Genomic DNA, 8,655 nt, shown 5'->3' on the forward strand with positions numbered 1-8,655 from the left:
GGAAAAATGGCAAACTTTCAAAGTGGAAATGAGCCGGTACAATTTGATTCCATAAAAATTGGTTTGGCTTCCCCGGAAAAAATTCTGGACTGGTCCTATGGAGAAGTAAAGAAGCCGGAAACCATTAACTATAGAACCCTGAAGCCGGAGAAGGACGGATTATTCTGCGAAAGAATTTTCGGACCGGTAAAGGACTGGGAATGTCACTGTGGAAAATATAAGAAGATTCGCTACAAGGGTGTGATTTGTGATCGTTGCGGTGTAGAGGTTACTAAGTCTTCTGTACGTAGAGAGCGGATGGGGCATATCGCCTTAGCGGCTCCCGTATCCCACATTTGGTACTTCAAGGGAATTCCTTCCCGTATGGGACTTATTTTGGATATCAGTCCCAGAATTCTGGAAAGAGTTCTGTATTTTGCCTCCTACGTGGTTCTGGATCCCATGGAAACAGGATTAAACTATAAGGATGTGCTTTCCGAGAAGGAATATAGAGATGCCGTAGAGCAGTACGGTTACGGCAACTTCAGAGTAGGAATGGGTGCGGAAGCGGTATATGAGCTGCTTTCCAACATTGATCTGGAGAAGGAGTATACGGACCTTCGTGGAGAGCTGGACAGCTCCTCCGGACAGAAGAGAGCCCGTATCGTAAAGCGTTTGGAAGTGGTGGAAGCTTTCCGTTCCTCCGGAAATAAGCCGGAGTGGATGATTCTTTCCAACCTTCCTGTAATTCCTCCCGATTTACGTCCTATGGTACAGCTGGATGGCGGACGTTTTGCGACCTCCGACTTAAATGACCTGTATCGTAGAATTATCAATAGAAATAACCGTCTGGCAAGACTCTTGGAGCTTGGAGCACCGGAAATTATCGTGCGAAACGAGAAGAGAATGTTACAGGAGGCGGTGGATGCCCTTATCGATAACGGTAGAAGAGGACGTCCTGTAACCGGTCCCGGAAACCGTGCTTTAAAGTCCCTTTCCGATATGTTAAAGGGTAAGCAGGGACGTTTCCGTCAGAACCTTTTAGGAAAGCGTGTGGATTACTCCGGACGTTCCGTAATCGTAGTAGGACCGGAATTAAAGATTTATCAATGCGGTGTGCCTAAGGAGATGGCTATTGAGCTCTTTAAGCCCTTCGTTATGAAGGAGCTGGTAAAGAGCAACAAGTCTCATAACATTAAGAATGCCAAGAAGATGGTGGAAAGACTGGATCCATTGGTTTGGGATATCTTGGAGGATGTTATTAAAGAGCACCCGGTTATGTTAAACCGTGCCCCTACCCTGCACCGTTTGGGAATTCAGGCCTTCGAGCCGATTCTGGTAGAAGGTAAGGCGATTAAGCTTCACCCGCTGGTTTGTGCGGCCTTCAATGCGGACTTCGATGGAGACCAGATGGCGATTCACCTTCCTTTAACACAGGAAGCACAGGCAGAGTGTCGTTTTATGTTGCTTTCCCCCAACAACCTCTTGAAGCCTTCTGACGGTGGTGTGGTTGCGGTACCTTCTCAGGATATGGTACTGGGTGTGTACTATTTAACCCAGGAAAGAGAAGGAGACAAGGGAGAGGGAATGCTCTTCAAGTCTATCAATGAAGCTATTTTGGCTTATGAGAACCACTATGTAACCCTTCATGCGAAGATCCGTTGTAAGGTGAAGAAGGAATTCTTACAGGAAGACGGTAGCAAGAAGGAAGAAGAAGGTATTATTGAGACCACTGTAGGAAGACTTCTCTTCAATGAGATTATTCCGCAGGATTTAGGATTTATTGACCGTTCTTTACCGGAGAATCGTTTCCTTCCGGAAATCAATTTCCTGGTAAAGAAGAAGAACCTAAAGCAGATTCTGGAAAAGGTAATGGATGTGCATGGGGCTATGCAGACCGCTTTAACCTTGGATGATATTAAGTCCATCGGTTATAAGTTCTCTACAAGAGCGGCAATGACCGTATCCATCCACGATATGACCGTTCCGGAGACTAAGGAAACTCTCTTGGAAGAGGCACAGAAGACTGTGGATAGAATTGCCAAGAACTTCCGCAGAGGTTTGATTACTGAAGAAGAGCGTTACAAGGAAGTTATCGAGACCTGGAAGAACACCGATGAACAGCTTACTCACGACCTCTTAACAGGACTGGATAACTACAACAACATCTTCATGATGGCTGACTCCGGAGCCCGTGGATCCGATAAGCAGATTAAGCAGCTTGCCGGAATGCGTGGACTCATGGCGGATACAACCGGTAAGACTATCGAACTTCCCATTAAGTCCAACTTCCGTGAAGGTCTGGATGTATTGGAGTACTTTATCTCCGCTCACGGAGCACGTAAGGGACTTTCCGATACCGCTCTTCGTACAGCGGACTCCGGATACTTAACAAGACGTTTGGTAGACGTATCTCAGGATTTGATTATCCGTGATCTGGACTGCTCCGAGGGAAGAGAGACCATTCCTTCCTTGGAAATTACAGAGCTTTCCGACGGACAGGAAAAGATTGAGTCCTTACAGGAGAGAATCACCGGCCGTTATGTAGCGGAGGATATCATTGATCCGGAAACCGGAAATATGGTTATCAAGGCGAACCATATGGTAACACCGAAGAGAGCGCCACAGGTTATGGATGCTTTAAACAAGATGGGCAGAAAGTCCATTCGTATTCGTACCGTTCTTACCTGCCGTTCCAAGTCCGGTATCTGTGCAAAGTGTTACGGAGCAAACTTAGCAACAGGAAAGCCGGTTGAAGTGGGAGAGGCAGTAGGAACCATCGCTGCACAGTCCATCGGAGAACCGGGAACACAGCTGACCATGAGAACCTTCCATACCGGAGGTGTGGCAGGTGGAGATATCACACAAGGTCTTCCCCGTGTAGAGGAGTTGTTCGAGGCCAGAAAGCCTAAGGGACTTGCTATTCTTACGGAGATTCCCGGTGTTGTAGAAATTCGTGACACCAAGAAGAAGAGAGAGGTTATCGTAACCGACAACGAAAAGGCTCAGTCCAAGACTTACCTGATTCCTTACGGATCTCGTTTAAAGGTTACAGATGGACAGGTTCTGGAAGCCGGAGATGTATTAACCGAAGGTTCCATCAATCCTCATGATCTTCTTAAGATTAAGGGCGTTAAGGCTGTACAGGAATACATGATTTCCGAAGTGCAGAGAGTATACCGTTTACAGGGTGTAGAAATCAACGATAAGCATATCGAGATGATTGTGCACCAGATGATGAAGAAAGAGCGTGTCAATGAAGCAGGAGATTCCCGCTTTATCCCGGGAACCACTGTAGATCGTTTAGACTTCGAAGATGAAAATGAGAGACTCATTGCAGAAGGAAAGGTGCCTGCAGAAGGAAAGAGAACCATGTTGGGAATTACCAAGGCTTCCTTGGCTACCGATTCCTTCATGTCTGCAGCATCCTTCCAGGAGACCACCAAGGTTCTTACTGAAGCGGCTATCAACGGTAAGATTGACCACCTCATCGGTTTGAAGGAAAACGTTATTATCGGTAAGCTGATTCCGGCAGGTACAGGAATGCGTCGATATAGAAACGTTAAACTTTCTACAGATAAGGAAGAAGTGGTAGATACTTCCGACGTGCTTAGCAACGAGGTAAATGAACCTTTAAGCACAGAAGAGATTTTTGATGCGGATCCCAAGGGATTATCCGGATTATCCGCAGCCCTAAGAGCAATTAAAGAGGGCGAAAACGAGTTATAAACTTAGCTTTAAGAAAGGGAGGCGAAAAGCCTCCCTTTTTTTACAAGTTGAAGGAGTCTTATAAGACACAACTATCATACAGTATAGGTCTGATGAGTGGGTAATCTGAGCCCGATACTTGCAACATCCGGCGAAGTGAAGAACTGTAAAAAATCAATAAATGAAGCGAATAATGGAGTATGGGTCTATAATAGGGGTAATCTGAGCCCGTCAGTACTTACTGAAAGCGAGCAAAGCGAAGCTTGAAGTTAGTACTGTTACGAAGGCGAGGTTAGCGGGAGCGTGCCCCAATTATAGACCCATACTCCATTAGAGCGCATCTTTATAAGGCTAAGAAATATTTTCATTAAAAATAAGAGAATATGTGACCAATTCCTTCCTTTTACCGTTTATAAGGTAGAGAGAAGAATATTGCAGTACTTTCCGGTCAACGAGATACCGCATATTACGCCGGTAATACTCGTTAAGAAGGAAAAGACTGACCTGCAACATCAGGGCATATGCCAAGGAGGAAATTATGAAAAAAAGGAAGGAAAAGAGAAAAATATCTGTTTTGGCAATAGGATATTGTGCCGCCATTTTATCCGCAGGAGTATTGACAGCTTGTAGCGGAGCAAGAAAAGACACAAGCTATAGAGAGGATAACTCTATTAAGAGTGAGGCATATGGGGAGGCAGAGGCTGAAAGATCTGATGAAGCAGCTTTTGCAGGAGCACAGGTGGCAAAATCCAATGCCGGAAAGGATTCTGTAGTTACTAAGGAAAATGAAGTTCCCGGAGTCTCTCTGGGAGAAGCCGCTGAGGAGACCGTTCCGGAAGTAAGCAATCCTGATTCCAATACGCCTGATTCCAATACTCCCGATGCTACGGAGGACTCCAATGTTCAGATTTCGGAAAAAAAGATTCGTACCGTGAATATGGAAATCGATACAAAGGATATTCCGGAAAAAGCAAAGGCGCTTCGAGAAAAAGTGAAAGCAATGTCCGGCTATGTGGAATCAGAGGATTTTCAGGATGACGACAGCTATAGCGACTTTAGAAGAATGTATTTTACCATTCGTATTCCAAAGGATAAGATGGATGAATTCCTTAGCTTCGTGGAAGGAGAGGGACAAATTAAGTCTCGCAACGAGAATCTGGAAGATGTTCGTTTACAGTACCATGATGCCCAGGCTCATAAAAACTCTTTAGAAAAGGAGCAGGAGAGGGTTCTGGCTTTGATGGACAAGGCGGAAAATCTGGATCAGCTTCTGATTTTGGAAAATCGTTTAACTGAGATACGCTATCAGTTGGAGAATTACGGAAGCCAAATTCTGGAATATGACAACAGGATTAACTTTGCCACCTTAAACCTGACTTTGACGGAAAAGTCAAAGCCGGAGGCAAGAGAGCAGAAGGAGGAAGGCTTTAAGGATAGATTGAAGACGGGATTTAAAGAAAATCTCTACGGTATCAAATGGTTCTTTGAAGCTCTTCTTTTCCTAATCCTTGTGTACAGTCCTCAGATTATAGGAATTGCAGCTATCGCCTTGCTCTTGATTTTTCTCCATAAAAGAGAGCAGAAAGCCAGGGCAAAGAGGGCAAAAGCCATGGAGCAGGAATCGTTAAAAGAGCAGGATAAGAACATAAAGTAGCATATAGAGCGAAATATATAGTTGAACATAAAACAAAAGTCCCCGGAGAATTTTCCGGGGGCTTTCTTATGATCATTCTGGTTTGCTTACGGCAAGATTTTTTAATAAACCGTTTTGTAACTGGAAGATTGCATTGGAATCGCCTGCAACAGCAGAGCGGTTAGCTTCTTCCGCATGGGATAACTCCTCCCGTAAGATGGAGATATGTTTTGGAGCATCAATGGCAATACGAACGCCGTCAGCGGCAGTTTCAATTACCGTAAGACGAATATTATCGCCGATTAAAATGCTTTCATTCTTTTTTCTTCTTAAAATTAACATGGTTTTCCTTCACCTCTTTCTTCCACATCCCTGTGGAAATTCCTCCGGGCTATCTTATACGGCAGCCTTTTGCTTTGCCTGTACAGATTCAAAGCTGCCCAGAGTGTGCTTGTATTCGTATCCGCTTGCTTCAAGTATTACTTGCATGCCCTTATGATTCTCTGGATTAATCACCAAAGGACACTTCAAATTTACGGTGTTGTCCAGGTAGTCTGCCTGTAAAACGCAGGTCACATAGTAGCTTAATTCTTCCGCATCCTTAACCCCTAAGTAAGTAAGCTCTTCCTCGGTAAGGTTTGGAGCATAGTCAGGATCCAATGAGAATGGATTGATGACAACAAAAGCCACTTCGGGATTCTCAACTCCCTGTAAAAGAAGAATGGTAGAATCTTCCTCTTCGTTTAAACATAAGGGAAGATAGTGCTGCACCTCTGAAAAGCCGAAAAGCCCATCAGGGAAATGAAACAAATCCTTCTCCTCATAATCGATAACGCCATAGTCCTTGGTATGTAATTGCATAATTTCCTCCATAGAATAATAATGATCATGTTTGTAATTTTTTGGAGATTTCCCTCCCTCCTTTCGGAGAGAGGGCCGGCTGTTATCCTATGCCGCCTGCCAAAAGCAAGGGACCTCTGTGGGATTTCAGCTTTCTAAATCTATGGATCCGCCCATATCGGGTTTTTTCGGAAAATAGATAAAATCTCCGGTATACTCGAATTTAATGTCCGGCATTTGGGTTACGATGGTCATATCCATCGCGGGAAGAAAAGATAAATCTCCCTTGTGTACCCGCATTTCAAAGGCTCCCCGATCCTGAAGATAGCCGGCTGTTTTTTCTTGTTTTATAGCTCTTTGAGATTCTAAAATCTCCAGTGTTTCTGCAGCTGCTCTTTGTTTGTTGCCTTGGATATAGAGATTTGGGGATTGGGTATCAGCTCCTGTAAGGGGTAAGGAATCTGTGCCCGTCTCCGTTCTTTTGGCAGAGACAGCCTGCATGGCGGAGTAGTAAGCCAAATGGTTTTCTACTCTTTGGTATTGCCGGTTTACCTTATACTGCAATGCAGCATCCTGTTTTCCGGCTTTTTGTGCTTCAATGGTACTTAGACGAAGCGCTCTCCCTCGTGCTTGGTCAATTTGATCGGAAGGGACCAGCTTTCCACCACTGCTTAGGTGAATCGCTTTAAAGTCAGTCGTACTTACTTTGATGAGTTGTCCCATACTCGCCTCCCTGTTTCCAACCTGCTATAGAAACTATAGCAATCGCCTTGCCTTGGTCAGGTTAATGGAGAGATGACCTGTTCTTTTATCTACCAACGAAATCAAATAAAGAAGACTGCATGATGTTGGAGCCCACCTTCATTGCGGCATTGTAGCTGTATTGGTAGGAATACATCTTCACTACTGCATCATAGGGGTCCACACCCAGCTTAGAGGTATATTCTTCCTGGAGAGTATCCATCGTAATATCTAACTTACTCTGGGTAGTTTCCAGTGCGGCATACTTAATACCCAATTCTCTGTAGCTGTCGCTGACTCTTGCCTCCGCATCATCATTTTGGTTGATGAAGTCGGACATATCTTTATGAAAACGAGATTTCGCTGTAGACACATTTGTATTTGTTTTTAGGGCTTCCTTATACTGGTGGGAAGTTAAAATTGCCTTAGACATTAAGGCTACCGGGCTGTTTACCAAGGAATCTTCCTCGGCTACAACAGGACCTCCGTTAGAGGCACCCTTGATTCTCTGGATGGCATCTGCATCACTAAGGCCTCTCAGGGTATCGGAGGAAAGTCCGGTGATCATGTTTAAACCGCCGGTGTAGGTGTCTAAAAGAGTACTTCTGTCTCTTAAAGAACCGTAGCCGGTGCTCATTTTTCCCTGCTCTCTCATAGCGGAAAGAGTCATCTTTAAGCTATCATTTTCATTGAGGGCATTCCCGTCCGCATCGGTACCGGAGAACTCATTCTTGTAGTTTGTTCCGTCATAGCTGTACTTAATGTTCAGCTCTGTGGCTTTTGCGTCTCCCGGGAATTTGTGGGTATAGGTAAGGGTAATACTTGGATTGGTACCGTTTAAATCCTCCTTTAAGGAGAATGGAACGGTGGTCATATCGTTTCCGCCGTAAACATAGAAGTTGTCATACTGGGAATTCAGGGTGTTTACTACGGAATGAAGACGCTGGGTAAACTCTGTTTCATAGGTTCCCACAGTTCCTTCATTAGCATTCTGGCTATCGTTAGAGATAGCGAGCACCTTGGTGTTAACGGCACGCATATCTTCCTGAATGCTTAATGCACCTTTTTCCTGCTGGTACAAACGATTTTTTACGTCGTCGATTATGCCTTTCTTTGACTCGGCATCCATGTACTGATTGTCCATTCGCTTTCCGGCATAGTAAGCAATGGGGTTCTCATCGGCTGCCTTGTATTTTCTTCCGGTGGAAACCTGCTCCATAGACTCGTTTAACTTGCCATGAAGATTTCCGACGGACTTTGCATAATCCTGATAATAGGTTCTTGCTGTTACTCTCATGATTTACTCCATTCTTTCCGGATGTTTATCCTTTGCTTCTTGCATGTTCTCGGGCATCCTTTCCCTGATGAAAGAAGAGCTGTTTTAGCTCTTTTTTCATTACTGTATATATCGAGCTATTTTTCTTAAACTATAAGTATTTTTCAGAAAAACTCTTAAAAATACAGGGGAAATGGCTACCGTATTTTTAAGAAAATGAAGGGGACTGTAAAAAGTTAGACAGTACAATGATTCTATGCAATATAGGTCTAAATTGGGTCACTTCACTCTAACCTCGCCCTCCGAAGGGAGGGACTGTTGTAATAATACGCTCTGAAGTAGTATAGGTCTGTAGTCGGGGCACGCTCCCGCTAACCTCGCCTTGACTGAGCAGTGGTTTATGTTAACCACTGCTCACTTTGCTTGTGCGCCTAGCGGCGCACGTTTCTAACGGGTTAAAGTCCCGAATCCGCCCGGT

General features: G+C 44.6%; 6 protein-coding genes. 2 read left to right on the forward strand and 4 right to left on the reverse strand.

Going from position 1 to position 8,655, the window contains the following annotated elements:
• Positions 1-6: 6 nt before the first annotated feature.
• Both rpoC and RYL27_RS04290 read left to right on the forward strand, forming a co-directional pair.
• On the forward strand, positions 7-3,708 hold the full coding sequence (gene rpoC / locus RYL27_RS04285) for a DNA-directed RNA polymerase subunit beta' (RefSeq protein WP_308579129.1): 3,702 nt from the start codon (positions 7-9) through the stop codon (positions 3,706-3,708).
• Positions 3,709-4,225: 517 nt separating this feature from the next.
• Positions 4,226-5,341: a DUF4349 domain-containing protein gene (locus RYL27_RS04290; RefSeq protein WP_314965480.1), complete on the forward strand. Its 1,116-nt coding sequence runs from the start codon at positions 4,226-4,228 to the stop codon at positions 5,339-5,341.
• Between the two features lie 72 nt (positions 5,342-5,413).
• Here the strand turns inward: RYL27_RS04290 and csrA are convergent, their stop codons facing one another.
• The 4 genes from csrA to RYL27_RS04310 form a co-directional block, all read right to left on the reverse strand.
• A complete protein-coding gene (csrA, locus tag RYL27_RS04295; RefSeq protein WP_007157574.1) occupies positions 5,414-5,662 on the reverse strand; it encodes a carbon storage regulator CsrA in 249 nt (82 codons plus the stop codon).
• A gap of 54 nt (positions 5,663-5,716) precedes the next feature.
• Positions 5,717-6,181, reverse strand: a complete 465-nt coding sequence (gene fliW, locus RYL27_RS04300; protein ID WP_040649253.1) for a flagellar assembly protein FliW — start codon at positions 6,179-6,181, stop codon at positions 5,717-5,719.
• 126 nt (positions 6,182-6,307) lie between these two features.
• The gene (locus RYL27_RS04305) at positions 6,308-6,883 is read right to left on the reverse strand and encodes a hypothetical protein (RefSeq protein ID WP_314965482.1); all 576 of its coding nucleotides are present in this window, start codon (positions 6,881-6,883) and stop codon (positions 6,308-6,310) included.
• An 85-nt stretch (positions 6,884-6,968) separates the two neighbouring features.
• Positions 6,969-8,198, reverse strand: a complete 1,230-nt coding sequence (locus RYL27_RS04310) for a hypothetical protein (RefSeq protein ID WP_314965483.1) — start codon at positions 8,196-8,198, stop codon at positions 6,969-6,971.
• Positions 8,199-8,655: the final 457 nt, after the last annotated feature.

Origin of the sequence: Oribacterium sinus (genome assembly GCF_963537195.1) — a bacterium.
Classification (GTDB): Bacteria; Bacillota; Clostridia; order Lachnospirales; family Lachnospiraceae; genus Oribacterium; species Oribacterium sinus_A.

Coding starts and splice junctions, on each gene's coding strand:
- fliW (WP_040649253.1), bottom strand. CDS start 6,181: ATGCAATTACATACCAAGGACTATGGCGTTATCGATTATGAGGAGAAG.
- csrA (WP_007157574.1), bottom strand. CDS start 5,662: ATGTTAATTTTAAGAAGAAAAAAGAATGAAAGCATTTTAATCGGCGAT.
- RYL27_RS04305 (WP_314965482.1), bottom strand. CDS start 6,883: ATGGGACAACTCATCAAAGTAAGTACGACTGACTTTAAAGCGATTCAC.
- RYL27_RS04290 (WP_314965480.1), top strand. CDS start 4,226: ATGAAAAAAAGGAAGGAAAAGAGAAAAATATCTGTTTTGGCAATAGGA.
- RYL27_RS04310 (WP_314965483.1), bottom strand. CDS start 8,198: ATGAGAGTAACAGCAAGAACCTATTATCAGGATTATGCAAAGTCCGTC.
- rpoC (WP_308579129.1), top strand. CDS start 7: ATGGCAAACTTTCAAAGTGGAAATGAGCCGGTACAATTTGATTCCATA.